Below are 25204 nucleotides of genomic sequence, written 5' to 3'. Positions count from 1 at the left end.
GTCCAGGGCGACGACCCGGGTCTCCCCCTCCCCGTAGACCTTGTTCAGGCCGGTGGCGCGGGCGGCCGCCAGGCCGGTACGGACGGCGGTTGCGGGGAAGGACACGTGGACTCCTGGGAACGAATCGGATTTTCCTACCGATCCATCCTCCCAAGCGGTTCGCGCCCGATTCGTATGCCCATCGGACGGTCGGACCCCGCCGACCCGGCGGTGCGGCGGGGGCGTTCTCCTCCTCAGGTATGACGCGTCCCTGAGGGCCCAAGTCCCGGGAACCGCCGACCGGTCGGGCCGGGACCAAAGTCCCGGCCCGTCACTCCACCGCGACGCCGAAGGCCGTCGCCAGCCCCGTCAGACCGTTCGTCACCGCCCGCGCCGAGGGCTCGAACTGCCAGCCCGCGGACGCCCGTCGGAAGCTCCCGAGCAGCATCGCCGAGTCCGGCACGCCGCCGTTCGCCCCCGGCCACTTCGCCGGACCGCCCGCCCCCGGGCCGTACTCCGCCGCGACGGCCAGCCCGTACACGTAACCGAGCGGCAGCGCCGGGTGCTCCTCCTCCTCGGTGGACACCGCCAGCACCACCTCGTCCACGGCGGCCGGCAGCCGGTGCAGGTCCAGGCTCAGCCGGGCCGCCCGGGCCGGCTCGCCCGGCACCGAGTGGGTGGGGTGCAGCCGGACGGCGCCGTCCGGGTCCTGGGGGTTGTTGAAGAACACGAAGTGCTCGTCGCTCAGCACCCGGCCGCGGGCGCACAGGAACGCCGTGACGTCCAGCTCCACCGGGTCCCCGCCGGCCGTCCGGCTCTGCCAGCTCACCGTGAGGCTGCTCTGCGGGGCGTCCGGCTCCGGCCGCCCCGCCGCCGCACCGCCCGCACCGGCCGTCCTGCCCCCGGTACCCGTACCGCCCGCACCGGCTCCGGCGTCCGCACCGCCCGCACCGCTCCCGGCACCGCTTCCGGCCCGGCCCCCCGCGCCGCCGCCGAGCCGGCCGCGCAGCCCCTGGTCGGCCAGCAGCTCCACCAGCTCCGGGCCGCTCACCAGGGTCAGCGGCTTGCCCTCGATGTAGCTGTACGAGCCCTTGCCGAAGCCCGCCGTGGTCACCAGGATGCCCTTGATCGCGCCGTGGTGGCGCACGGTGGACTCCAGGTCGCGCACGGCCGTCGGCGGGACGGTCTTCCGGTACCGCTTCGCCTGGATCACGATCTTGCCGCCGGTCACCGGGTCCAGGTCCTCGGCGACCACGTCCACCCCGACGTCACCGCTCCGGGCCGTCGTCATCACCCGGAAGCCGCGCAGCCGGAACAACTCGGCGATCAGGTCCTCGAAGTCCAGCGGATCCATCTCGAAGAGGTCCGGGTCCTCCTCGCCGAAGTGCCCGGCCAGGCTCCCGCCCACCGACTCCGGCAGCCGGTCCGGCTTCACCTCGTCCAGCCGCTCCGGCCGCGCCGACAGCTTGCCGCCCAACCCCTGGAAGCACTCCACCGGGGCCACCCGGTCCAGCGCCAGCCCCGAGAACTCGGCCCGGGTCGCGGTCAGCGTGGACAGGAAGCGCTCGGCCTCCCGGCCCGTCGCCGGATCGATCCCCAGCACGAAGCCGTTCACCACCACCGAGTCCAGCATCCCGTCCCGGTCCGCCCGGAACAGCTCGGCCGCCAACCGCAGCGCCGACTGCGCCAGCACCTCCCGGTACAGCGCCTTGCGCTCGGTCGCCGGCCGGGCCACCTCCGCCTCGCGGTCGTCCGCCTTCACGTACCGCACCCGCCCGGCCGCCGGCACCACGTCCGGACCGGGCAGCTCCCAGTTCACCACCAGCTGACGGCTCGACACCTCCCAGGCCGCCACCAGCCGGTGCGGGAAGCCCTCCGGCCAGGCCGCCGAGGCGTACAGCCCCGCCGTGAAGTACTCCTGCACGGCCTCCGGCTCGCCCGCCCGAAGCCGCCGCAGCAACTCCTCCGTCCCGGCGCCGCGCTCCTCCTCCTGCCGACGGAAGCCCTCCGCCCACCCCAGGTACTCCTGGTGGTACGCGGCCAGCCGGGACTGCCGGTCCGCCTCCCGGGCCTGCGCGGCGTACCAGTCCTGCTCGAACCGGACCCGGGCCTGCGCCAGGTACTGCTCGTACTGGCGGCGCACCCCGGCGTTGCGGGCCTGCGCCGCGTCCGGCGGCGGCACGTGGTAGGCGGCGGATGCCTGGTCCGGCATCGGCACCGGCACACCCAGCGGCCCCGGATCGAACGGCGGCACCGGGCGCGGCGCCAGCAGGGCCTGCGGCCCGAACGCCGGCGCGGCCAGGCCGGCCGCCAGCAGCCCGCGCAACTCCTCCACCCGGGCGTCCAGCTCCGCCGTCCGCCGGGCCACCTCCGCCTCCCGCGACTGCTGGTACGCGCGCTGCGCCTCCCGCTCGTCCCGGGCGGACGCCCGCTGCGCCTCCCGCTGGGCCCGCTCGTGCCGGCGCAACTCCGCCGCCTCGGCACGCCAACGGGCCTCCTCCCGGCGCTGCTGCTGCCGCTGCGCCTCCGCCCAGACCGCCAGCACCCCGCTGTTCCGCCGCCCCGCCACCAGCCACCCCTTCGCACTCACACCGACGCGGCCGCCGCGCGCCACCTCCGGGCACCACCGCCGACCGCGCCCGCCAGAATAGAACGTGGACGCCCCGCCCGGCCAAGCCCCCGCGACCTGCGCGGCTCCCGCCCACCCGCCCCGCCCGCGCCGCCCCGACGGGCGACACCGGCCCGAGCCCTGCGGGGCCCGGCCGTTGGGGGCGTCCGGCGCCTCGTCGGGTGGGCGTCGTGGAGGTGGACAGCGGGGGCGGCCGGGCGGATCATCGTCAGGAGACCGATCCAGGGGGAGAGTTCATGAGCATCAGCAGTGCCGTCCGGGCCGCCGCGGTGGCCGCCGTCGCCGGGATCGCCGTGCTGGCGGCCGGTGCGGTGCCGGCCGCCGCGACGGGGGCCCCGGACACGGGCAACACCTACCCCGCCTTCGTGGTGCCGGCCGGGGACCCGGTCTCCGGTCAGGTCGACGCGCCCGTCCGGTAGCCCCTCGGACCGACGCGCCCGTACGCCGGCCCGTCAGCCGCGCGGTTCCGCGTACCAGCGCCAGTCGGTGCGGCGGGGGTGGTCGGGGAGGGTGGCGCGGCCGGTGGCCCACAGGAGGGTGGGCCAGGGGGCGGCGGTGCGGGGGGCGTCGGGGAACAGGCGCGCCAGGGTGCGGGCGCAGAGGTCGGCGGGCGGGTCCCAGGGGAGGCCGAGGCCCTGGGTGGCGTCGTGCAGGTGGACCAGGGTCTCGACCAGGCTCATGGCGACGAAGCCGCTCGGGTCGGCGAGGCCCCAGGGGTGGTACGCGCGGGCCTGCGGCGGGGCGACCCGGGCGATCGCGACCATCAACCCGCCACTGGAGTCGAGGACTTCGAGCAGCCCCGGGACGCCGCCGGCCGGGTCGGCGCGGACGAAGTTGTTCGGGCCGCCCGGGGCGCGGCGGGTCGCCACGAAGGGCATGTACCGGTCGCGGGGCGGTCGGGCCGGGCCGAGCTGGGCCGCGTAGGCGAGGAGGTCGTCGGCCAGGTGCTCGACGGTCTCCCAGCAGCTCCAGTCGAGGCCACCGGCGGGCCGGGACCAGTCCGCGTCCGCCGGGGCACCGGAGAGGGCGTCCACGGCGAGGCGGAGGGCGAGGGCGAGGTCGTCCGGGGTCGGTGAGTCGATCATGGACGGATGCTAGGGCCCTCGTCCCGAGGGATTGTCGGTGGGGCCGGGTAGCCTGGCCGGGTTCGAAGAGCTTCCAGGGAGGGATGCCCGTGACGGTCCCCGCACCGCAGCACCCGGACCGGCCCGCCGGCTGGGTCTCCACCGGCCTGAGCTGGCACGACGGCCGGGCCCTGCTCTGCGCCGTGCACGGCGCCCGGGTGCACGAGCGCGCCGTGGCGCCCGGTACGGAGGTCTGCTGGCTGCTCGGCGGCCCGCGCCGCTGCGTGGGCGCCTGGCTGGCCGGGGCGACGGAGCGCACGCCCTGCCCGCACCACGCGGTGGTCGACCCGGGCGGCAGCGCCACCCAGTGCCCGGCCTGCCAGAGCGTGGACCGCGGCCTGGCCCTCGCCCGGGACCAGATCCTCGACGACGGCCGCACCTACCTGCTCTACCTCGCCTGGTTCGGCGAGGGCCTCTTGAAGGTCGGCCTGACCGCCGAGCAGCGCGGCGACAGCCGGCTGCTGGAACAGGGCGCGCTGGCCTACGCGTTCACCGCGCGCGGCGGCCTGCCCGCGGTGCGCCGCGCCGAACTCACCGTCGCCGCCTCGGGCATGGCGCGCGAGCGGTTCAAGTCCCGGATCAAGACCGACCACTGGTGGTCGCACGGCGACGCCGCGCACCGCCGCGCCGTGCTGACGGAGGCCCGGGCCCGGGCGCACCGACTGCTGGACGGGCACGCCGTGGAGCTGCTCGCGGACCGCCCGGTGACGGACCACGTGGAGCGCTACGGCCTGGCCGGCGGCGCCCCCGAGACCTACCGGGAAGTCACCGGCCTGGCCGCGGGCGCGGTGGTCGCCGGTACGCTGCGCCCGCCGGTGGGGCGGCACCTCTTCCTGGACCAGCCGGACGGCTCCGGCCCGCTGCTGCTGGACACCCGACGGCTGACCGGCTGGACGCTCACGCCGGCGGTCGGCCGGGCCTCCGAGGGGCTGGTCCTGGAGGAGCGGGTCCGCCCGCCGGAGCCGGACACCCAGGAGGCGCTGTTCTGAGGGCGAGCGCCTCCTGAGGCAGGATCCTCATCGAGATCCTCATCGACATCGACATCGCCAGGCCCAGCGTGGGTGCGGCGACGTCCCCCGGCTCGCGGGTCAGTCCGGTGGGCTCGTGGCAGGCGCAAGCGCTGTGTCGAAAGCGGTACTTGACGGATGCCCGGAGGAGCTGCTCAGCCCAGCTTGCCGCGTACCCCGCCCGGTCCGGAGCGCGCCCGCCGGGACAGCGGCGGACGGGACGGGCGGACGTCGGCGCGCCCGGCCGGGACCGGCTCGACGGCCTCGGCGGTGCGCCGGGCCAGCGCGGCCCGGGCGGCGGCCAGGGCGACCCGGGCGAGCAGCGGGTCCTCCCGGAGGCCCGCCGTGCGCTTGGACGTCTGACAGGGGGAGCACCAGACCGGCGAGGCCGGCCCGTCCGGATAGACCATGCCCTCCGGCGGCAGGTAGTGCCCACCGCACTCGACGCACTCGAAGACCAACCTCATCCGACGATCACCGTCCCGGATCCGTGGCACCGACCGCAGGGTGACCAGAAGGTGTGAACGCTGGGCACCATGCCTCCTTCCTCGTCCAGTTCGACCGTTGCCTCGGTCTTCTGGGTCCCCCCGGACCCGCCGCAGCCGGAGCAGGACTGAACCTCGGGCATATGCCGTCCTCCCGTAGCGGAGCACCACCGTAGCGCGATTTTCCGCCAGGAAGCACCGCGTGCGGCGTTCCACCACTCGTTCGGGGAGCGCGAACTCCCCTCGCACGCCCCGGAGAACAGCGTCGGCCCCTCGCCTGAGCACCAGAGCGAGGGGCCGACCGTCTTGGGGGAGCCGAGGCGAGCCGAGGGGAGTCGAGGCGAGGGGCGTCAGCCGCGGGCGGCCCGCAGGAACTCCCGGTTCATCGCCGCGATGCTGGGCAGCGGGATGCCCTTGGGGCAGGCGGTGGCGCACTCGCCGGTGTTGGTGCAGCCGCCGAAGCCCTCGGCGTCCATCGCCGTGACCATGTTGCGCACCCGGGCGGAGCGCTCCGGCCCGCCCTGCGGCAGCACGTTGAGGTGCACCACCTTGGCGGAGGTGAACAGCATCGCCGAGCCGTTCGGGCAGGCCGCCACGCAGGCGCCGCAGCCGATGCACTCGGCGTGCTCGAAGGCGGTGTCGGCGGCCTCCTTGGGGACGGGCGTGGCGTGCGCGTCGGGGGCGCTGCCGGTGGGGGCGGTGATGTAGCCGCCGGAGCCGATGATCCGGTCGAAGGCGGAGCGGTCCACCACGAGGTCCTTGACCACCGGGAAGGCCGAGGCCCGCCACGGTTCGACGTCGATGGTGTCGCCGTCCCGGAAGTGCCGCATGTGCAACTGGCAGGTGGTGGTGCGCTCGGGGCCGTGCGCCTGGCCGTTGATGACCATGCCGCAGGCCCCGCAGATGCCCTCGCGGCAGTCGTGGTCGAAGGCGACCGGCTGGTCGCCGCGGGTGATGAGTTCCTCGTTGAGGGTGTCGAGCATCTCCAGGAAGGACATGTCCGGGCTGATGCCGCTGACCTGGTAGGTGGTCATCGAGCCGGGTGCGTCCGGGCCCGCCTGGCGCCAGATGCGCAGGGTGAGGTTCATGCGTAGCTCCGCTGGGTGGGGTGGACGTGTTCGAAGTCGAGGTGCTCGCGGTGGAGGACGGGGGCCTCGCCGGTGGCGGTGAACTCCCAGGCGGCGGCGTAGGTGAAGTCCTCGTCGCGGCGGGCGGCCTCGCCGTCGGGGGTCTGGCTCTCGGTGCGGAAGTGGCCGCCGCAGGACTCGGCGCGGTGCAGCGCGTCCAGGCACATGAGTTCGGCGAGTTCGAAGTAGTCGACCAGCCGGTTGGCCTTCTCCAGGGACTGGTTGAGCTCCTGGCCGGTGCCGGGCACCTTGATCCGGCGCCAGAACTCCTCGCGCAGCTGCGGGATCCGGGCCAGGGCGCGCTTGAGCCCGGCCTCGTCGCGGGCCATCCCGCACTCGTCCCAGAGCAGTTCGCCGAGTTCGCGGTGGAAGGAGTCCGGGGTGCGGTCGCCGTCGACGGAGAGGATCAGGTTGAGCCGGTCCTCGACCTCCGCCTCGACCTCGGTGAGCACCGGGTGGTCGGCGGGGACGGGAGCCACCGGGTTGCGGGCCAGGTAGTCGTTGAGGGTGGGCGGCAGCACGAAGTAGCCGTCGGCCAGGCCCTGCATCAGCGCGCTGGCGCCGAGCCGGTTGGCGCCGTGGTCGGAGAAGTTGGCCTCGCCGATCGCGAACAGGCCCGGGACGCTGGTCTGCAGGTCGTAGTCGACCCAGAGCCCGCCCATCGTGTAGTGGATCGCCGGGTAGATCCGCATCGGCACCCGGTACGGGTCCTCGGCGGTGATCCGCTCGTACATGTCGAAGAGGTTGCCGTACTTGGCCTCGACGGCCTCCCGGCCCATCCGGCGGATCGCGTCGGCGAAGTCCAGGTACACGCCCTGGCCGCCGGGGCCGACGCCGCGGCCCTCGTCGCAGACGTTCTTGGCGGCCCGGGAGGCGATGTCGCGGGGCACCAGGTTGCCGAAGGAGGGGTAGATCCGCTCCAGGTAGTAGTCCCGCTCCTCCTCCGGGATCTGCCCGGGCGGGCGGGTGTCCCCGGCGGCCTTGGGCACCCAGATCCGGCCGTCGTTGCGCAGCGACTCGCTCATCAGGGTGAGCTTGGACTGGTGGTCGCCGGAGCGCGGGATGCAGGTGGGGTGGATCTGGGTGAAGCACGGGTTGGCGAAGTAGGCGCCGCGCCGGTGGGCCCGCCAGATGGCGGTGGTGTTGGAGTTCTTGGCGTTGGTGGATAGGTAGAAGACGTTGCCGTAGCCGCCGGTGGCGAGGACGACCGCGTCCGCGGTGTAGGAGCGGATCTCCCCGGTGACCAGGTCCCGGGCGACGATGCCGCGGGCCCGGCCGTCGACCACCAGCAGGTCCAGCATCTCGGTGCGCGGGTGGAGTTCCACGTTCCCGGCGGCGATCTGCCGGGAGAGCGCCTGGTAGGCGCCGAGCAGCAGTTGCTGGCCGGTCTGGCCGCGGGCGTAGAAGGTGCGGGAGACCTGCACGCCGCCGAAGGAGCGGGTGTCCAGCAGGCCGCCGTACTCGCGGGCGAAGGGCACGCCCTGGGCCACGCACTGGTCGATGATCTCCACCGACACCTGGGCGAGCCGGTGCACGTTGGACTCGCGGGCGCGGAAGTCGCCGCCCTTGACGGTGTCGTAGAACAGCCGGCGGACGGAGTCGCCGTCGTTGCGGTAGTTCTTGGCCGCGTTGATGCCGCCCTGGGCGGCGATCGAGTGGGCGCGGCGCGGGGAGTCCTGGAAACAGAACTGGACGACGTGGTAGCCCTGTTCGGCGAGGGTGGCGCCGGCCGCGCCGCCGGCCAGGCCGGTGCCGACCACGATCACGGTGTGCTTGCGCCGGTTCGCCGGGTTGACCAGCTTGGCGTCGAACCGCCGCTGGTCCCAGCGCTGTTCGATCGGTCCGGCGGGGGCCTTGGTGTCGGCGACCGGCGCGCCGATCGCGTAGTCCAGGTAGCTGTTCACGTCGGCGCTGCTCACTTCACCACTCCGAACATCACGGCGAGGGGGACGGACAGGAAGCCCGCGGTCAGCACCAGCGCGAGGCCGTCGGCCGTCAGCTTGAGCGCCTTGTCGCGGCGGGCGTTGTTGGCGCCGAGGGTCTGCGCGGCGCTCCAGAAGCCGTGGCGGACGTGGAAGCCCAGGGCCACCACCGCGAGGATGTAGAACACGTCGCTGTACCAGCGGCCGAAGGTGCCCACGACGTTCTGGTAGACGTGGCCGTGCTCGGCGACCGGGTTCACGGTGAGGGTGGTGAGGTCCAGGATGTGCCACACGATGAACAGCCCGAGGATCACCCCGCCCCAGCGCATGGTGCGGGTCGCGTAGCTGGCCCGGCGGCGCCGGTGCACGTACTTGCTCGGGCGGGCGGCGAGGTCCCGGCGGCTGAGCTGGTACGCGGAGACGCCGTGCAGGACGACGGCGGCGACCAGGCCGGCCCGGGCGATCCACAGGAACCACTCGTGGCCGAGGAAGGGCTGGCCGATGGTGCGCAGCCAGGCCGCGTAGCCGTTGATGTCGTCGGGGCCGAAGAAGACCTTGAGGTTGCCCAGCATGTGCGCGACCAGGTACAGCAGCATCGCCAGTCCGGTGACGGCCATGACCGCCTTCTTGCCGACGGTCGACCGCCACAGGGTCACCAGGGTGGACGGATGCCGGGCCGTCCGAGTCGCGGTTGTCATGGCAGCAACGGTAGGGACGGCGGCCAGGGTGCGTCCAAGACATGCTGCGGCTGGTGACGATAGCCGGGGCCTATCGTCGCGGCTTAACCTGGTGGTGTGCAGCTCCAGCAACTCCGCTACTTCCTGGCCGTCGCCGAGACCCGGCACTTCACCCGGGCCGCCGAGGCCGAGCACGTCGCCCAGCCCTCGCTCTCCCAGCAGATCCGTTCGCTGGAACGGGAGTTGGGGGCCGAGCTGTTCCACCGTACCCGGGGCAACATCGCCCTCACCGACGCCGGGGACGCCCTGTTGCCGCTCGCGCGCCGGATCCTCGCGGACACCGAGAGCGCGCGGCTGGCCGTCCAGGAGACGGTGCAGCTGCGCCGCGGCCGGGTCCGGCTGGGCGCGCCGCCGAGCCTGTGCACCAGCCTGGTGCCGGACGTGCTGCGGGTGTTCCGGGACCGTTACCCGGGCGTCGCGCTCGGGGTGCGCGAGGGCGGCTCGCGCGACCTGGTGCGCTGGCTGGCGGCGGGGGAGCTGGACCTCGCGCTGATCATCACCCCGACCAGCGGGGAGGCGGCGCCCGCCCTGGCCGTCACCGAGCTGCTGCACGAGGCGCTGGTGCTGGTCTCGGCCGAGCCGCCGGGCGGCGGGCGGCGTCCCCGGCGCACCGTGCGGGTGGCCGAGCTGGACGGGCGGCCGCTGGTGATGTTCCGGGAGGGCTACGACGTGCGGGAGGCGGCCCTGGCGGCCTGCCGGGCGGCGGGCTTCGAGCCGGAGTTCGCGGTCGAGGGCGGCGAGATGGACGCGGTGCTGGGCTTCGTCCGGGCCGGGCTGGGGCCCGCCGTGGTGCCCGGGATGGTGGCGGCCCGCTCGGGGCTGGCCGTCACACCCTTCGCGGGGCCGGGGCTGGGCCGCACCATCGCCGTCGCGCACGGCCACGAGGTGCCGCTCACCCGGGCCGCCGAGGCCCTGCGCGCCACCCTGCTGGAGCACCTGCGCGAGGCCGCCCGGGCGGGCGAACTCCCGCCCGGAACAAGGCTGTTGCTGTAAAGGGAAAGGGCCGCCCGGAGGCGGCCCTTGTCCTGGACGGGCGGCGTCAGGCCGGCAGCACGGCCTCGATCGCGGCGATCAGCTCGGCCGATTCCGGCTCGGTCCGCGGCCGGATCCGGGCGGCCACGGTGCCGTCCGGCGAGATCAGGAACTTCTCGAAGTTCCAGCTGACGTCACCGGCCGCGCCCTCGGCGTCGGCGACCTGGGTCAGCTGCTGGTAGAGCGGGTGCCGGTCGTCGCCGTTGACGTCGATCTTCTCGAACAGCGGGAAGGTCACGCCGTAGGTGGTGGAGCAGAAGCTCTGGATGGACTCGGCGCTGCCCGGCTCCTGCCCGGCGAACTGGTTGCACGGGAAGCCCAGCACGGTGAACCCGCGCTCGGCGTACCGCTTCTGGAGGTTCTCCAGGCCGGTGTACTGCGGGGTCAGCCCGCACTTGGACGCGACGTTGACGATCAGCAGCGCCTTGCCCTTGAAGTCGCCCAGCGAGGCGGGCTCGCCGGACAGGGTGTGCAGCGGGATGTCGTACAGGCTCACGGTGGTGGTCCTTTCGGCAGATCGGCAGCGGGGGTCTCGCCCGGGCACACGCTAGCGGCCCCGGACAGCTCAACCGCGCCGGCCCCGCCGGTGTTCCGCCTGGCAGGGGCGTACGGAGCGGCTCGTACGCCCCCGCCGGGCGGTGTTCTCAGAGCGCCAGCGGCTTGATCGCGGTCGGCGCGTGCTCGGGGAGCGTGGCCAGCTCCTCGAACTCGTTGACCTTGTCGATGTCGGCGGCGGACATCGAGATGTTGGTGACCCGCTCCAGGATCGCCTCGACCACGACCGGGACGCGGAACTCGGCGGCCAGCTTCTTGGCCTCCTCGAAGGCCGGCAGCAGGCCCTCCGGCTCGGTGACCCGGATCGCCTTGCAGCCCAGGCCCTCGGCGACCTTGACGTGGTCGACGCCGTAGACGCCCAGCTCCGGCGCGTTGATGTTCTCGAACTCCAGCTTGACCTGGAAGTCGATGTCGAAGCCCCGCTGCGCCTGGCGGATCAGGCCGAGGTAGGAGTTGTTCACCAGGACGTGGACGTACGGGATCCGGTGCTGGGCGCCGACCGCCAGCTCCTCGACCATGAACTGGAAGTCGTAGTCGCCGGAGAGCGCGACGATCTGGCCCTCGGGGTCGGCGGTGGCGACGCCCAGCGCGGCCGGGATGGTCCAGCCCAGCGGCCCGGCCTGGCCGCAGTTGATCCAGTGCCGCGGCTTGTAGACGTGCAGCATCTGCGCGCCGGCGATCTGGGACAGGCCGATGGTGGTGACGTAGCGGGTCTCCGGTCCGAAGGCCCGGTTCATCTCCTCGTAGACGCGCTGCGGCTTGAGCGGCACGTTGTCGAAGTGGGTGCGGCGCTGGAGCTGGGCCTTGCGCTCCTGGGTGGAGGCGGCCCAGGTGCTGCGGTCCTTGAGGGTGCCGGCGGCCTTGAGCTCCTTGGCGACCTGGACGAACAGCTCCAGCGCGGCCTTGGCGTCGGAGGCGATGCCGAGGGTGGGGGCGAAGATCTTGCCGATCTGGGTGGGCTCGACGTCGACGTGGACGAACGTGCGGCCCGCGGTGTAGACGTCCAGGCCGCCGGTGTGGCGGTTGGCCCAGCGGTTGCCGATGCCGAGGACGAAGTCGGAGGCGAGGAAGTTCTCGTTGCCGTAGCGGTGCGAGGTCTGCAGGCCGACCATGCCGGCGTTCAGCTCGTGGTCGTCCGGGACGATGCCCCAGCCCATCAGGGTCGGGACGACCGGGACGCCGGTCAGCTCGGCGAACTCCAGCAGCAGGTCGGCCGCGTCGGCGTTGATGACGCCGCCGCCGGCCACGATCAGCGGGCGCTCGGACTCCTGGAGCAGCGCGATGGCCTTCTCGATCTGGATCCGGTTGGCGGCCGGCTTGTAGATCGGCAGCGGCTGGTAGGCCTCCGGGTCGAAGTCGATCTCGGTCAGCTGGACGTCGATCGGCAGGTCGATCAGGACCGGGCCGGGGCGGCCGGAGCGCATCAGGTGGAAGGCCTGCTGGAACACGCCGGGGACCTGCGCGGCCTCCAGGACGGTGGTGGCGGCCTTGGTGACCGGCTTGGCGATCGAGGCGATGTCGACGGCCTGGAAGTCCTCCTTGTGGAGGCGGGCGACCGGGGCCTGGCCGGTGATGCACAGGATCGGGATGGAGTCGGCGATCGCCGAGTACAGGCCGGTGATCATGTCGGTGCCGGCCGGGCCCGAGGTGCCGATGCACACGCCGATGTTGCCGGCCTTGGCACGGGTGTAGCCCTCGGCCATGTGCGAGGCGCCCTCGACGTGCCGGGCCAGGGTGTGCCTGATCCCGCCGGAGGCCTTGAGGGCGGCGTAGAAGGGGTTGATGGCGGCACCCGGGACACCGAAGGCGACGTCGACGCCTTCGAGCTTGAGGATCTCCACGGCCGCGCGGGCGGCTGTCATACGAGGCATCGGGTCTCTCCTGCGTCGGCCCGCAGTGGCTCGGAGGGCTCATCTCCTGAATTCCACCATACGGAAGAACGGTTTCTGTATGTGGAAACACGGTAGGGTCGGGCCCGGCGGGGCGTCAAGGGGACTTCAACAGAATGTGGAAGCCGACACGGGGGAGTCGTTCGGACGAGTGCACAGCTCTCGCGCTGGTGTACCCGGGGAAGCGGAGGCTCCGCGCCGGATCGCGCAGCCGGCGTGCAGTGCCGGTGAAGGAACGGCGCCGGCCCGGCGGGCGCGAGGCCGGCCCTACCCGAGCCGGCGCAGGAGTTCCGACAGGGCCAGCCGGGACGGGACGCCGAGCTTGCGGTAGATCCGGGACAGGTGGGTCTCCACCGTGCGGGGGCTGAGGAAGAACCGCTCGGCGATCTCCCGGGTGCGCAGCCCGGAGGCGGCCAGTTCGGCGATCTCCCGCTCGCGGTCGCTGAGCACGCCGAGCGGGTGGGCGGTACGGGCGTCCGCGGCCAGCTCGGCACGGACCAGGGCCACCCGTTCCCCGACCAGCCGCGCGCCACGGGCACGGGCGACCGCCTCGGCGGCGTCGAGGCGGACCAGCGCCTCCGCCGGGCCGTGCGCCTGGTGGAAGGAGCGGGCGCCGGTCGCCAGGGTCCAGGCGTACTGCACGGGCAGGCCGGCGGTCCGGAACGCCTCCGCGGCCCGGCCGAAGAGCGCGGCGGCGGCGTCGTGCTCCCCGTCCGCCTGGTGGAGCCGGGCCCGCGCGTACCGGGCGTGGGCCTCCTGGACGGGCAGGCCGAGCCGCCCGGCCTCCGCCTCGGCGGTCCGGGCCAGGCGCCCGGCCTCCGCGCGGTCCCCGCACTCCAGCGCGGCGGTGGACAGCTGGGCGAGCAGGAACGGCCGGGAGAACGGCCGGACCTGCGGCAGCCGTCCGCCGTCGCCGCCGTCCAGCACGGTCCGCCGGCACCCGGCCGGATCCCCGGCGAGCAGCCGGGCGTGGGCCAGCAGGCCGATCGCCGAGGCGGCCCACCAGCTGTGGCCGGGCGGGGCGGAGCCGGCCGCCTCCTCGGCCAGGGCGACGGCGTCGTCGGCGTACCCGCGGCCGCGGGCCCAGACCAGGGCCGTGGCGCGGATCGCCCGGGCCAGCGCGACGGCGGGCCGCACCCCGAGGGCGTGGGCGAGGTCCTCGGCGTCCCGGGCGTGCTGCTGGGAGGCGTCCAACCGGCCGGTCCACTGCTCGGCCATAGCGAGTCCGAGGAGCCGGTGCAGCAGGACCGGCCGGCGGGGGCCCCTGCGGTCGGCCGTCAGCCCCCGGCTGAGGTGGCGGGCCGCGTCGGTGAACCGTTCCAGGTACAGCTCGGCGCTGCCGAGCAGGGCGAGGGTCTCCGGTGTCCGGCCGGCCAGTGGGTCCGGGAGGGCGTCGACCAGCCGGGCGCAGTGGGCGACCCCGGCGACGGCCTCCGCCAGGTCGCCGGTGTGGGTGACGCAGAGCGCGTCGAGGACCCGGAGCACGGTGCGGTCCGCCTCGTGGGTGCCGTCGGGTTCGGCCCGGGTCCGGGTGGCCTGCCGCAGCAGCGCCCGTGCCTGGTCGTGGGTGCCGCGCAGGACGTTGACCAGCCCGTACTCGATGACCAGCTCGGCGGCTTCGGCCGGCAGCGGGGCGGGCAGCGGCCGGGGGAGGGCACCGAGCGCGGCCTCGGCGATCGCCGACGCCTCGGCGTACCGGCCGAGTTGGCGTTCGGCGCCGGCGCAGACGGCGTGCGCCCGGAGCAGCTGTCGCGGGTCGAGCGTCCCGGCCCGGCGGCCCAGCAGCTCGTGCGCCCGGGTGCGGGCCTCCTCCAGCTGGCCGGAGGCGATCAGCGCGCGGCAGCAGGCGAGTTCCAGCTCGGCCCGGACGGCCGGGTCCGCCCCGGCGTCGGGCAGCGCCTCCAGCGCGAGCCGGAGCCAGTGCGCGGCGGTGGCCGGCTCCTCGGCGGCGAGTTCCGCGGCGCCGTCCGCCAGGGTGCGCGCGGCGAGAGCGGCGTCGCTGCCCAGCAGGTGCTCGGCGTGCCTGGCCCGGTCGCGGGCCCGGCCGCCCCGGCCGGTGCTGAGCTCCAGGGCGCGCCGGTGGGCGCGCAGCCGGAACGACGCCCCGGCCCGCTCGTGGGCGACATGGCCGACGACGGGGTGGCGGAAGGCCAGCCGGCCCCGCCAGTCGGCGGGGCGCACCAGGTCCGCGTCCTCCAGTTCGGCGAGCGCGTCCAGGGTCTGCTCCGTTCCGAGCCGGGAGAGCCGGGCGACGTCCTCCGGCCGGAACGGGCTGCCGGCCACGGCCGCGGCCGAGGCCGTGAGCACGGCCCCGGGCGACAGCGCGTCGAACTCGGCGATCAGCGGTGCCGCGGCCCGGAGCAGTCCGGCGGTGTCGGTGCCGGCCCGGTCGGGCCAGTGGTCGGGGTGCCAGTCCGCGGCGAGGAGCAACTGCAGGTGGCCGGGGTTGCCCTCGGCCGCCGCGCACAACCCGGCCGCGTGGTGCGGGAGTCGGAGCCGCTCGCGTGCTCCGGGACCGGCCGTGGCGGGCCGGTCGGCGAGCAGCGCGGCCACCGCCTCGGGGGTGAGCGGGCCGGGTTCGATCCGGGTGACCGCTCCCGTCCGGGTCCCGGCCTCCAGCGCCTCCCGGAGCTCGGGCGGGCTCTGCCCGGGGCGGTGGGCGAGGGCCAGCAGGAACGGGGCGGGCGCCGCGGACCGCACCAGCCGGACCAGCGCCGTGGCCGAGGCTGGATCGCACCGGTGGACGTCGTCCAGGACCACGACGTACCCCGCCGCCCAGTCCGCGAGCCGGTTGCCGACGTCCTCGAACGGGCGGTCGCTCCCGCTGTCGGCCGGCCGGGCGGTCCAGGCGTCCCGGAAGAGCCGCAGCGGAGCCGTCTCCCCGCGCAGGGCGTGGGCCCGGACCACCGGGAGGCCGCGCCGCGAGGCCAGCTCCACCAGCGCCCCGGCCAGGCGGGACTTGCCGCTGCCCGGCTCCCCGGAGATCTCCACCACCCGTCCCTGGCCGTGCAGCAGTTCCTCCAATGCCCCGGCGAGCAGGGCGAGTTCGGCCTCCCGCCCGACCAGGCGCGCCCCGGCGCCCGGTACCGGCCCCGCCTCCGGGTGCGCCGCCCGCCGCCCGCCCGGGCCGCCGGCCCGCGAACCGTCCCGCTCCGAAGCGCCCGGCCCACTCACGTTCTGACCCACCATGCCCACTTCGACGTCGATGCCACCGGGAGGCCGCAGCCCGGCCCGGCGACCGCCGGACGCGACCGGGCCGGCGCGGCCGGGGACAGCACGCGAGCGCCCCGACACCGGCGGCGCGGGAGATACGTACAGAGATTACGTGCTTCCCCTGACGATTCCGGATCCGCGTTCGAGCAGGCTGTGCCCCGCTGCTACCACCCGTGGAGAGGGAGGGACCCATGGGCACGCCCCTGGACCGGACACGGCCGTCCGTTGCGGAAGAGCCCCTGAACGACCGGGAACGGGAGGTCGCCCGGCTGCGGGGCGTCCTCACCACCCGGACCCACGCCGGACCCTGGCTGCTGGAGATCGCCGGGGAGCCGGGCATCGGCAAGACCCGGCTGCTGACCGAATGGCGCGCCCTGGCCGAGCGGGCCGGACTGACCGTGCTGGCGGGCCGGGTGCCGGCAGCCGATCGGGAGCGGCCGTACGGGCTCTTCCGCGCACCGGTCGCCCGCGCCCTGGAACTGCCCGGCGTCGCCGCCGCCCTCGACCCGGCGGACCTGGCCCTGCTGACCGGCCTCGCGGCCGATGAACCCGACGGTGAACGGGCGGAGTCGACGGCGGATCCGGGACGACCGCAGCTGCGCCGGTGCATCGCCGACCTGCTGTGGACGGCGGCCGACGCCGGCCGGCGGCTCACCCTCTGTCTGGACGACCTGCACTGGGCCGACGACGCCTCCGTCCACCTCCTCGCCCACCTGCTGCACCGCCCCCGCCCACGGGTGCCGCTGATCCTGGTCTGCTCGCTGCGCCCCCGCCAACGCCCCGCCGCGCTGACCGCGGGCCTCGCCGAGCCCGACGACGCCTACCGGGTGGAGCGGCTGCGGCCGGGCCCGCTGCCGCACACCCCGGCCGCCGGACCGCCCGGTCCCGGCACCGACGCCGAACGGCGGCGCTCCCGCCACGAGGCCGCCGACGGCAACCCGTTCTACCTCCGGGTGCTGGCCCGGTCACCGGGGCCGCTGCGGCCGCCCGGCGGAGTCACCCCGTGGCTGCTGTCCGACGAGGCGGTCGCCGTGGCGGGCGCCGCACTGGCCCGTGAACTCGCCCCGCTGGACGACGTGGAGCGCGCCGTCCTGCGGGCCGCCGCCGTGCTGGGCGAGGACTTCGACCCCGCGCACCTCACCGAGCTGGCCGCACCCGCAGCCACGACCGGCCCGGCCGGCCCCGGCGAACCTCCCCAACCAGCCACCGGTGAAAGGGAGTCAACCGCCCTGGCCCTCGACCGGCTGATCGGCCTGGACCTGGTCCGCGTCGACCACACCGAGGGGCGGCGCTGCCGACTGAGGCACCCGGTGCTGCGCGCCGTCGTCTACCGCGAGGCGCCGCACGGCTGGCGCCGGGCCGCGCACGCCCGCGCCGCCCGCGTCCTGCGGGAGGCGGGCGCCGACCCGGCGCGGTGCGCACCCCACCTCGCCCGCGGCGCCGAACCGGGCGACCTCGCCGCGATCCAGCTGCTCGCGGCGGCGGCGGAGCAGGTGCGGGACACCGAACCGGGCGCCGCCGCGGCCTGGTTGGGCACGGCGCTGGGCCTGGTGCGGGAGGACGGCACGGGGCTGCGGCCGCAGCTGACGGCAGCCCTGGCCCGCGCCCTCGGAGCCGCCGGGCGGCTGCGTGAGTGCCGGGACCTGCTGCGGCGGATCGCCCGGCCGCCCGGCGCGCCGCGCACCCGGGCGGACACCGAGCTGGTGCTCTTCCACGCCATGATCGAGCGCCATCTCGGCGAGTACGGCCGGGCGGAGGCCCTCCTGACTGCCGAACTCGCCCTGACGGCGGGGCCCGAGGTCGGTACGGCCGGAACCGGAGCCGGGGCCGGGGCCGGGGCCGGGGCCGTCGAGACGACCAGGGCCGACACCACGAGCGCGGCCCGGGCCGGCACCGCCTCTGCCACCGGGCCGGCCGGCCCGCTGCGGTTGGAGCTGTGCACGGTCGCGCTGCTGCGCAACGCCCACCACCGCGCCCGGCCCCTGGCCGAGGAGCTGCTCCGGCACGCGGTGGACGTCCGGGACCGCCGGCTCCGGACGGCCGCCACCGTCCGCCTCGCCCACTGCGGCGCCCTGGCCGGGGACGTCCCCGCGCTGCTGCGCCGCGCGGGGGAGGCCGGCGCCCTGGTGGACTCGACGGGCGACGCCGAACTGGTCCCGCTCCTGGACACCCTCGCCCAACTCGGCTGGTCCGAGGCGCTCGCCGAGCGGCACCAGGACGCGCTCCGGCACACGGCGCGCGGGATCCGGCTCGCCCGGACGGCTGGGCAGCTGGTCGTGCTGCCGCACCTGCGGTTGGCGCACGCCTACGCCGCCGTCGGCGTCGGACGGCTGACCGATGCCCTGCGGTCGGCCGGGGACGCCGAGCGGGACGCCCGGCGGATGGACCGGCCGGCCCTGCTCGGCTTCGCGCTCGCCCTCCAGGCCTGGGCCACCATCCTGCGGGACGGTCCGGACGCCGCCGCGCCGACGGCGGAGCGGGCCGTGCGGGAACTCGGCGGCGCGGGCGGCCGGTTCTGGACGGCCACCGCCGGGATCCTCGCCGAGGTCCGGCTGGAGCAGGGACGGCCCGGGGAGGGCCTGGAGCTGATCCGGTCGGCGGTGGGACACGCGCGGCACCACGGCGGGGCCCGGCCGGCCAGCTCGATCTGGTACGCCCACGCGGCCCGGGCCGCCGCGGCCCTGGGCGACCGCGACCAGGCCGGCGGGTGGGCGGACCGGGCGTCCTGCGACGTGCTGCTGCCGGGCCTGCCGGGCCAGCGCGGGTACGCCGCGCTGGCCCGGTCCTACGCCGTGCCGGATCCGGTCGGCGCGCTGGGGGAGGCGGTCGCGGCGTTCCGGGCCGGCGGGCTGGTCCCGATGGAGTGCCGGGCCCGGCTGCTGCTCGCCGCGGAACTCACCACCCGTGGACCGCGCGAGCAGGCGGCCGGGCTGGAGCAGGCGAACCGGGCCAAGGCGCTCGCCGAGGGCTCGGGGGCGCGCCGCCTCCACCGGGAGGCGGTGGACCTCCAGCGGCGGCTGGGCGCGCGCCGGCCGCGTCCGGCCCGGGCTGCGGGGACGGCGCCGGCGGCGCTGTCGGAGCGGGAGCGGGAGATCGCCCGGATGGTGGCCCTCGGCCTGTCCAACAACGACATCGGCCGCGCCCTGGCGGTGTCGCCGAAGACGGTCGAGGCCCACCTCACCCGGATCTTCCGCCGGGCCGGAGTGCGGTCCAGGATCGCCTTGGCCGCCGCGCTCTCCCCCGCGGGCGCGCCGGGGAACCAACCCGCGGGCTCCCGCTGAGCGCGCGGGTCGGCCGGTCGTAGGGGTTTCCCCAATGCTGTGGTGGCCGCCGGCGCGAAGACTGGACGCCGGTCGCCGGAACGGGCGCGCCGAGCCGCCTCCCGCGCGGCTCGGCACACCCCGGACGCCGATCACCCGTCCCGTCCCCGGAGTTCCCACCATCCCCTTCCCGGAGCAGAAGTGAAGCTCAGAAACATGGCCATGGCCGCCGCACTCGGCGCCACCGTCCTCACCGCGGTGCCGGCGGTCGTCACCCCGTTCACGGCGTACGCCTCCTGTGCCGACGACCACACCTCCACGTGCGACGACGACCCCACGCCCGAACCGGGCGACCCGGACCCGGGCTTCCCCGGCGACCCGGGCGGCGGCTACGGCGGTGGCGGTGGTGGTGGCGGCGAGGAGACCGTCATCGTCCCCGGCACCAACGTCAGCGAGCCGCCGGTCGTCGTGACCGGTCCGACCACCCTGCCCAGGGTCGAGGTCGACGGCAGGGCCACCCGGCCGCCCACCCCGGCCGACCCGAACATCCCCCCGATGAGCTGGGGCGGCGGCGGGAGCGGCGGCGACAGCGGGAACAACGCCCGGGTCTGGTCGTCGGGCAAGACCTGGGAGCAGCGCCAGAACTGCTACCGCAACGGCAGCAAGATCCCGGAGAAGCACGCCGAGACCATCGGCTACACCATCAACTTCGAGACCAGCGCGAACCTCACGGCGAAGGCCGGCGACGTGCTCACGGCCGCCCTCGGGACCAAGCTCAACACGAACCTCACCCGCAGCCAGTCCATCGACATCACGCTCAACCCGGGTGACACCTGGGCGCTCTACGTCGAGTACCAGACCGTCACCTACCAGATCACCACCTGGAACGGCCGCGCGTACGACGTCGAGTACGTGAACGTCACGGCCCCGACCGGCATCGCGACCGGACGCTCCTGCTGAGGCCGGTCCCGTCCTGATGTCCTTCCACTCCTCCGGTCCGGCGGTACGGCGGGTCGTCCCCGTCGTGCCGCCGCTGGACGCCGAGGTGGTCCCCGCGGCGGCCCGCACCGCCGCGGGGACCGCCCTGGCGGCGCTCGACGCGGCCGTCCGCCGGCACCTCGGCGACCCCGACCTGTTCCACCGTCCCCGCTACCGGTTGAAGATGCACCACCGCCACCTCGCCGGTCTGACCGGCGACCAGGTGACCGCCCTGGTCGCCGCGGCCGCCGAGGCCCGGGCCTCGGCCGCCCTGGTCGCCGTGCACTCCGTCCGCGCGGAACGCGCCGAACGGCCCGACCGCCGTCCCTGCTTCACCCCGGAGGCCCTCGCCGAACTGCACGGGATGCTCGTCGCCGGGGACCCGAACATCCCCGACGGCGGGGGCTTCCGGCGGGGCGGCTCCAGGGTGGACTGGCCGGACGGGCGGCGCTTCGTGATGGCCGTCCGGCCCGGCGGCGAACTGCGCGACCACGTCCGGCGCTGGTACGAGTGGGGCACCCGGACCACCTCGCCGCCGCTGGACGCCGCGGCGCTCGGCATGGTCCGGCTGCTGACGATCCATCCGTTCCCCGACGCCAACGGCCGGACGGCCCGGCTGCTCGCCGAGTGCGACCTGGTGGGCGCCGGACTGCTGCCGGGGCTGCTGCTCGACATCGAGGGCTGGGTCGAGCGGCACCGGGCCGAGCACGACGAGGCGGTGGTCGCCGCGGCGGACGGCCACTGGTCGGTCTGGGGCGAGCTGTTCGCCCGGACCGTCACCGACACCGCCCGCCACCGCACCGCGACCGTCGAGGCCTACGGAGCCCTGATCGACCGGGCCCTCGAACACGCCGGGGGAGGGGCCGCCGAGACGGCCGTCCTGACCTGGCTGCGGGCCGGCCCGGCGGTCTCCGCGGACTGGCTGCGCGGACGCGTCCCGCACGACCCGGCCCCGGCCCTCGACCGGCTGCTGGCGGCGGGCGTGCTGGCCCCCCACCCGCGCCTGCCGGGCGCGCTGGTCCACCCCGGAGCCCTGGCACTGCTGGATGCCCCCTACGGATCCCCCGTCGGGTGAGGCCCGTGGAACGCGCGCCGCGCCACGGCCGATGGTCCCGACACGCCTTAGCCTGGCCCACGGCCCGGAGTCGCCTCCGGGCCGTGGCCGTTGTCGTCGGGTGGTAGGGAGTACGGACCGTGATCGCAGCTTTTTCGGTGACCCCGCTGGGGATCGGCGAGGACGTGGGGGAGGCGGTGGCCGCGGCCGTGCGGGTGGTGCGGGCGAGCGGGCTGCCGAACCGGACGGACGCGATGTTCACCAGCATCGAGGGGGAGTGGGACGAGGTCATGCCGGTGATCAGGGCGGCGATCGAGGCGGTGAAGGCGTACGGCGACCGGGTGAGCACGGTCATCAAGATCGACGACCGGGCCGGGGTCACCGACGGCCTCACCGCCAAGGTCGCCACGGTCGAGCGGTACCTCGCGGAGGGCTGAGGCTCAGCCGGTCGAGGTGGGTTGGGGGCTGGGCTCGGCGGCCGGCCGGCGGGCGGCGAGCAGCCGGTCGAGGGAGTACGGGCCGGAGCCGAGCACCGCGATGGCCAGGAAGGCCCAGCAGAACATCACCGAGGCCTCACCGCCGTTCTGCAGCGGCAGCAGGGCGTGCTCCTGGTGGACGGTGAAGTAGGCGTAGGCCATCGAGCCGGAGCAGAGCAGCGCGGCCGTCCTGGTGCCGCTGCCGAGCAACACCAGGACGCCGCCGATGAGTTGGATGAGTGCGGCCCACCAGCCGGGCCACTGGCCGGCCGGGATGCTGCCGCCGCCCTTGGTGCCGCCGAGGACGCCGAACAGCGCGGCGGCTCCGTGGCAGGCGAAGAGCAGGCCGACGACGATCCGGAAGGCCGTCAGGACGAGCGGTCGCGCGGCCTCGACGGCCTGCCGGGGGTTCGGGGGGATGTGTGCGGGCATGCCGGAACGCCTCCTGCGGGTGTGGGGGAGAAGGAGGGACGGGGCGGTAAGGGTAGGCTTGGTCTAGTCCACTTGGCAATGCTCCGTCAGATAACGGTCTGGACCACTCCTCGCTCTTTCTTGACCGAGCGGTCTCAAAAGGGCTACTGTTCCGGTCATGGCACGGACCAAGGAATTCGACCCGGACGCGGCGCTCCAGGCAGCTCTCGAACTGTTCTGGCGGCGCGGCTACGAGGCCACCTCGATGGCCGACCTGGTCGAAGGGCTGGGCATCGCCCGGGCCAGCATCTACGCGACCTTCGGCAGCAAGCACGAGCTCTACCTGCGTGCGCTGGAGCGCTACAACGAACAGCACGACCCCGGCCTGCTGGCCGAGCTGTCCCAGCCCGGCCCGGTGCTGCCGGCCGTCCGCGCCCTGGTGCGCCGATACGCGGGAATGGGGGGCGAGGACCGCAGGCGCGGCTGCTTCATCACCAACACGGCCGTCGAACTCGCCCCGCACGACGAGGCGGCGGCCCGCCGGGTGGAGGTCAGCTACGACCACTTGGAGACGGCGCTGACCGCCGCCCTGCTGCGCGCCGGGGCCCAGGGCGAACTGCCCGCCGGGCGGGAGCCGCGGGCGCTGGCCCGGATGCTGGTGGTGCTGCTGCAGGGGATCCGGGTGGTGGGCAAGACCGCCGAGGGCGGGCCCCGGGTGCGCGACGCCGCCGAGCAGGCGCTGGCGCTGCTGGACTGAGCGCCGGTCCGGACCGGAGGCCCACGGGGGTGTCTCCGGCTCGGTCGGCCCGGCGTCCTGCGCCGTCCTCCATCGTCTTCCGTCGGCTTCCACCGGCTTTTGCTGCCTTTATTTTGGACCGAACGTTCTTAAAAATTTGGTGTGGGGGGAATCCATGAGTGTCACCACGACGGCGCGGGGGAGCTTCGCGCTGCTCGGTGTCGTCCAGGCGGTGCTGATCTTCACGATCATGATCCTCACCGTTCCGCTGCCCCTGGTCGCCCGGGAGCTCGGGCTCGGCCCGTCCGACGTCCTGCTGCTCAGCGCCGCGTACGGCCTCTCCTTCGCCGCCCTGCTGCTGCTCGGCGGGCGACTGACGGACCGTCACGGCGGCCGTCCGGTGCTCCGCTGGGGCCTGGCGCTGCTCGCCGCCGCTTCGGTCGCCTGCGCCCTCGCGCCGGACTACCCCGTCCTGCTGGCGAGCCGCTTCGTCCAGGGCGCGGGCGCGGCCCTCGCCGCCCCGGCGGCGGTCGCCGTGGTCCGCCGGCTGCACCCCGAACCCGCCGCCTACCGGCGGGCGATGGCCACCTGGGGCGGACTCTCGGTACTCGGTGCGACGGCCGGCAGCGTGGTGTCGGGCCCGGTCAGCGCCGTGGTCTCCTGGCGCTGGCTGTTCGCGGTGCCCGTCGCGGTCGCACTGGTCGGCCTGCTCCGCTCCGGCACCCTGCCCGAGCCCGTACCCGCCGCCGTCCCGGCATCCGGCCCCGACCCCGACCGTGGACCCGCCCCCGCGAGCCGCCGCCCGGCACTGGACCTGCGCGGCGCGTTCCTCGCCACCACCGGTGTCTGCGCGGCGAGTTACGCCCTGGTGGCGTCCACCGAGCACGGCTGGAGCAGCCCCGGCGTGCTCGCACCGTTCGCCGGCGGCGTGCTCCTGCTGCTCGCCTTCGCCGCCGCCGAACGCCGCACCGTCGACCCGCTGCTGCCGCCCGGCTTCCTCACCGACCGCCGCCGGGCCACCGCCCTGGTCGCCGTGATGGCGACCTCCGCGGGCACCGCCCTGGCCTTCGTGCTGCTCTCGCTCTACCTCCAGCAACTGCGCGGCTGGAGCGCGGCCGACACCTCCGCCGCGTTCGTGCCGTACGCGGTCGCCCTGCTGCTGTCCGGGCGGCTGGCCGGGCCGCTGACCGCCCGGTACGGTCCGGTGCCGGTCACCGCCGCGGGCCTCGCCCTGGAGGCGGCCGGACTCGCCCTGCTGGCCGGGCTCGACCCCGCCAGTGGCTACCCCGCCGGGTTGCTGCCCGGACTGCTCCTGCTGCCCGCCGGCGCCGCCGCGTCCTTCGCCGGGGCGGCCGTGCTCGCCACCGGCGGGGTGGCGCCCGAACGCACCGGCCTGGCGGCGGGCGTCCTCAACACCGCCATGGAGCTCGGCCCCACCGCCGGGCTGGCCGCCCTGATGGCCCTCGCCGCCACCCGCCCGACCGTCGTCGGCGGCTACGCGGCGGCCTTCGCCGCGGCCGCCGCCGGGCTGGCCCTGACCGCCGTCGCGGTCGCGGTCCTGCCCCGGGCCGGTGCCACCGGTGTCACCGGGGCCACCGGCGAGGTCACCACCGAGACCATCGCCGAGACCACCATCACGACCACCACCAAGAGCACCACCAAGACCACAACCAAGAGCACCACCCACACACCTGAATGCACCACTCGGACCAAGGAGTTCAGCTCATGAGCACGCGTTTCGCCGACAAGTCCGTCCTCATCACCGGCGGCGGCAGCGGCATCGGGCGGGGGATCGCGCTCGCCTTCGCCGGGGAGGGCGCCCGGGTCGCGGTCGCCGGGCGCAGCCTCGGCCCGCTGGCCGAGACCGTCGAGCTGATCGAGCGGGCCGGCGGCAAGGCCGTCGCGCTGACCGGCGACGTGACGAACGGCGAGGACGCCGCCCGGCTGGTCCGGGAGGTCGTCGAGCAGTTCGGCGGACTGGACGTCGCCGTCAACAACGCCGGGGTGTTCGGCGCGGCCGGTCCGGTCGCCGACATCGACGAGGACCAGTTCCGCTGGGTCTTCGAGGTCAACGTGACCGGCACCCTGCTGGCGATGAAGCACCAGATCGGCCACATGCGGGCCCACGGCGGCGGGGCCATCGTCAACGTCTCGTCCAACCTGGGCGTCCACAAGCGGGCCGAGGGCGCGGGCGCCTACAACGCCAGCAAGGCCGCCGTCACCGCGCTCACCCGCTCCGCCGCCCGTGACCACATCGGCGAGGGCGTGCGGATCAACACCGTCAGCCCGGGCCCGGTGGACACCCCGATGTCGACCCGCCCCGGCGAGAGCGACACCGCCAAGAGCGAGCGGATGAAGGCCGAGGTCCCGGTCGGCCGGGCCGGCGCGGTCGCCGAGATCGCCGCCGCCGTGCTGTACCTGGCCTCGGACGAGGCGGGCTACACCGTCGGTGCCGACCTGGTGCTGGACGGCGGCGTCACCGCCTGAGCCCGCCCGTGACGGCTCCGACGACCCCTTCGCCAAGGGGTCGTCGGAGCCGTTCGGCGTTCCTGGAGCGGCTGTTGCGCGCACGACCGGCCGAAATCTGACG

20 protein-coding genes and 1 pseudogene are annotated in these 25204 nt (G+C 75.2%); 10 read left to right on the top strand and 11 right to left on the bottom strand.

Features of this window, described 5'->3' with window-relative positions:
- Window positions 1-105 (bottom strand): annotated as a pseudogene (locus ACFXOZ_RS06030) (ABC transporter ATP-binding protein); the annotation flags it as partial.
- Window positions 106-310: 205 nt separating this feature from the next.
- Window positions 311-2548 (bottom strand): restriction endonuclease, encoded by a 2238-nt coding sequence (locus ACFXOZ_RS06025; RefSeq protein ID WP_380587802.1) that lies wholly within the window; start codon window positions 2546-2548, stop codon window positions 311-313.
- Window positions 2549-2844: 296 nt separating this feature from the next.
- On the opposite strand from ACFXOZ_RS06025, the gene ACFXOZ_RS06020 reads away from it, so the two are divergent.
- Window positions 2845-3027 (top strand): hypothetical protein, encoded by a 183-nt coding sequence (locus tag ACFXOZ_RS06020; protein WP_380530800.1) that lies wholly within the window; start codon window positions 2845-2847, stop codon window positions 3025-3027.
- 33 nt (window positions 3028-3060) lie between these two features.
- Here the strand turns inward: ACFXOZ_RS06020 and ACFXOZ_RS06015 are convergent, their stop codons facing one another.
- Window positions 3061-3693 (bottom strand): maleylpyruvate isomerase N-terminal domain-containing protein, encoded by a 633-nt coding sequence (locus ACFXOZ_RS06015; protein ID WP_380530803.1) that lies wholly within the window; start codon window positions 3691-3693, stop codon window positions 3061-3063.
- An 89-nt stretch (window positions 3694-3782) separates the two neighbouring features.
- Between ACFXOZ_RS06015 and ACFXOZ_RS06010 the strand changes: the two genes are divergently transcribed.
- On the top strand, window positions 3783-4721 hold the full coding sequence (locus tag ACFXOZ_RS06010; protein WP_380530805.1) for a DUF2797 domain-containing protein: 939 nt from the start codon (window positions 3783-3785) through the stop codon (window positions 4719-4721).
- 173 nt (window positions 4722-4894) lie between these two features.
- Here ACFXOZ_RS06010 and ACFXOZ_RS06005 read toward each other — a convergent pair whose 3' ends face one another.
- From ACFXOZ_RS06005 to ACFXOZ_RS05990, 4 genes are all read right to left on the bottom strand, one after another.
- Entirely contained in the window at window positions 4895-5206 is a 312-nt protein-coding gene (locus ACFXOZ_RS06005; RefSeq protein WP_375897457.1) for a hypothetical protein, read from the bottom strand.
- A gap of 368 nt (window positions 5207-5574) precedes the next feature.
- The gene (locus ACFXOZ_RS06000) at window positions 5575-6312 is read right to left on the bottom strand and encodes a succinate dehydrogenase/fumarate reductase iron-sulfur subunit (RefSeq protein WP_380408316.1); all 738 of its coding nucleotides are present in this window, start codon (window positions 6310-6312) and stop codon (window positions 5575-5577) included.
- Window positions 6309-8255, bottom strand: coding sequence for a fumarate reductase/succinate dehydrogenase flavoprotein subunit (locus ACFXOZ_RS05995; protein WP_380530830.1), 1947 nt, complete (start codon window positions 8253-8255; stop codon window positions 6309-6311). Before ACFXOZ_RS05995 ends, ACFXOZ_RS06000 begins: the two co-directional genes overlap by 4 nt.
- An 11-nt stretch (window positions 8256-8266) precedes the next feature.
- The gene (locus tag ACFXOZ_RS05990; protein WP_380587799.1) at window positions 8267-8971 is read right to left on the bottom strand and encodes a succinate dehydrogenase cytochrome b subunit; all 705 of its coding nucleotides are present in this window, start codon (window positions 8969-8971) and stop codon (window positions 8267-8269) included.
- A 96-nt stretch (window positions 8972-9067) separates the two neighbouring features.
- Between ACFXOZ_RS05990 and ACFXOZ_RS05985 the strand changes: the two genes are divergently transcribed.
- Window positions 9068-10003, top strand: coding sequence for a LysR family transcriptional regulator (locus ACFXOZ_RS05985; RefSeq protein ID WP_380530814.1), 936 nt, complete (start codon window positions 9068-9070; stop codon window positions 10001-10003).
- Window positions 10004-10049: 46 nt separating this feature from the next.
- Here ACFXOZ_RS05985 and ACFXOZ_RS05980 read toward each other — a convergent pair whose 3' ends face one another.
- From ACFXOZ_RS05980 to ACFXOZ_RS05970, 3 genes are all read right to left on the bottom strand, one after another.
- Window positions 10050-10538 carry a glutathione peroxidase gene (locus ACFXOZ_RS05980; protein ID WP_380530817.1) on the bottom strand — a complete coding sequence of 163 codons (489 nt, stop codon included), beginning with the start codon at window positions 10536-10538 and terminating at the stop codon, window positions 10050-10052.
- A 148-nt stretch (window positions 10539-10686) separates the two neighbouring features.
- The gene (gcl, locus tag ACFXOZ_RS05975) at window positions 10687-12468 is read right to left on the bottom strand and encodes a glyoxylate carboligase (RefSeq protein WP_380587796.1); all 1782 of its coding nucleotides are present in this window, start codon (window positions 12466-12468) and stop codon (window positions 10687-10689) included.
- 285 nt (window positions 12469-12753) lie between these two features.
- Window positions 12754-15660, bottom strand: coding sequence for a LuxR C-terminal-related transcriptional regulator (locus ACFXOZ_RS05970; protein ID WP_380587793.1), 2907 nt, complete (start codon window positions 15658-15660; stop codon window positions 12754-12756).
- A 230-nt stretch (window positions 15661-15890) separates the two neighbouring features.
- Here ACFXOZ_RS05970 and ACFXOZ_RS05965 point away from each other — a divergent pair, with 230 nt between their 5' ends.
- From ACFXOZ_RS05965 to ACFXOZ_RS05950, 4 genes are all read left to right on the top strand, one after another.
- On the top strand, window positions 15891-18980 hold the full coding sequence (locus ACFXOZ_RS05965; protein WP_380587790.1) for an AAA family ATPase: 3090 nt from the start codon (window positions 15891-15893) through the stop codon (window positions 18978-18980).
- A gap of 180 nt (window positions 18981-19160) precedes the next feature.
- Window positions 19161-19919 carry a DUF6426 family protein gene (locus tag ACFXOZ_RS05960; protein WP_380587787.1) on the top strand — a complete coding sequence of 253 codons (759 nt, stop codon included), beginning with the start codon at window positions 19161-19163 and terminating at the stop codon, window positions 19917-19919.
- Between the two features lie 16 nt (window positions 19920-19935).
- Window positions 19936-21012 carry a Fic family protein gene (locus ACFXOZ_RS05955; protein WP_380587784.1) on the top strand — a complete coding sequence of 359 codons (1077 nt, stop codon included), beginning with the start codon at window positions 19936-19938 and terminating at the stop codon, window positions 21010-21012.
- Between the two features lie 119 nt (window positions 21013-21131).
- Complete coding sequence (locus ACFXOZ_RS05950; RefSeq protein WP_380531236.1) at window positions 21132-21428, top strand: MTH1187 family thiamine-binding protein; 297 nt, start codon at window positions 21132-21134, stop codon at window positions 21426-21428.
- 3 nt (window positions 21429-21431) lie between these two features.
- Here ACFXOZ_RS05950 and ACFXOZ_RS05945 read toward each other — a convergent pair whose 3' ends face one another.
- Complete coding sequence (locus tag ACFXOZ_RS05945) at window positions 21432-21899, bottom strand: DoxX family protein (protein WP_380531233.1); 468 nt, start codon at window positions 21897-21899, stop codon at window positions 21432-21434.
- 157 nt (window positions 21900-22056) lie between these two features.
- Between ACFXOZ_RS05945 and ACFXOZ_RS05940 the strand changes: the two genes are divergently transcribed.
- From ACFXOZ_RS05940 to ACFXOZ_RS05930, 3 genes are all read left to right on the top strand, one after another.
- Window positions 22057-22635, top strand: coding sequence for a TetR/AcrR family transcriptional regulator (locus tag ACFXOZ_RS05940; RefSeq protein ID WP_380587780.1), 579 nt, complete (start codon window positions 22057-22059; stop codon window positions 22633-22635).
- Window positions 22636-22789: 154 nt separating this feature from the next.
- On the top strand, window positions 22790-24343 hold the full coding sequence (locus tag ACFXOZ_RS05935) for an MFS transporter (protein WP_380587777.1): 1554 nt from the start codon (window positions 22790-22792) through the stop codon (window positions 24341-24343).
- On the top strand, window positions 24340-25101 hold the full coding sequence (locus ACFXOZ_RS05930; RefSeq protein WP_380531225.1) for an SDR family NAD(P)-dependent oxidoreductase: 762 nt from the start codon (window positions 24340-24342) through the stop codon (window positions 25099-25101). Before ACFXOZ_RS05935 ends, ACFXOZ_RS05930 begins: the two co-directional genes overlap by 4 nt.
- The last annotated feature ends 103 nt before the right edge of the window (window positions 25102-25204 follow it).

This window comes from Kitasatospora sp. NPDC059160, assembly GCF_042755465.1.
Classification (GTDB): Bacteria; Actinomycetota; Actinomycetes; order Streptomycetales; family Streptomycetaceae; genus Kitasatospora.
The sequence above is the reverse complement of the archived record's forward strand: the minus strand, read 5'-3'. Positions and strand labels throughout refer to the sequence as shown.